General features: G+C 78.3%; 2 protein-coding genes. Both read right to left on the bottom strand.

The genetic code is table 11. The features are described 5' to 3' along the window. Nucleotides 1-274 (bottom strand): site-specific integrase (locus OZN99_RS33330; protein WP_270939440.1); only part of this gene is annotated, 274 nt, incomplete at its 3' end. A gap of 6 nt (nt 275-280) precedes the next feature. Continuing rightward, nucleotides 281-534 (bottom strand): hypothetical protein (locus tag OZN99_RS33325; RefSeq protein ID WP_270939439.1); only part of this gene is annotated, 254 nt, incomplete at its 5' end.

The following is a 534-nucleotide window of genomic DNA, read 5'->3' as shown; positions in this document are numbered from 1 at the left end:
CCAGATGCCGCAGGAAGCCACGGATGGCGGCCAGGCGCCGCGCGCGCGTGGCGTTCCCGTCGCCTTCCCGCGCGCGCTCGGCCAGGAAGGCGCGCAGGTCGGCGGGGCGCAGCGCGGCGAGAGCGGCCAGGTCCGGCTCCTCGCCCAGGTGCCGGCCGAGGAAGGCCAGGAACAGCGCCAGGTCGGCCCGGTAGGCCTCCACCGTGTTGTCGCTGGCGCGGCGTTCCTGCGCCAGGGTGGCGAGCCAGCCGGAGAGGGCCTCCGCCCCGCCCATTCAGCTTCAGCGCGCCAGCGCGGCCGCCACGGCGCGGCCGAGGAAGGCCAGGGTCTGCACGGATTGCCGGGCCGGCAGCGCCGCTGTCTCCCGCGCGCCGAGGGCGAGCAGGCAGGGCGTGCCGCACCAGAGCGGCACCTTCACCAGCGCGTCGCGCGCGATCAGCGGCGCGGCCTCGGCGTGCAGCAGCTCGGCGTCCGTCACCTCCGCGCGCACCCGGGCATCGCGGCCCGGCCCGACCAGGCGCGCCACGGCGCCTT

The sequence above is a fragment of the Falsiroseomonas oryzae genome (genome assembly GCF_027856955.1).
Classification (GTDB): domain Bacteria; phylum Pseudomonadota; class Alphaproteobacteria; order Acetobacterales; family Acetobacteraceae; genus Falsiroseomonas; species Falsiroseomonas oryzae.
Note: the sequence above shows the minus strand (reverse complement) of the source record. Positions and strands in the feature narration are given on the sequence as shown.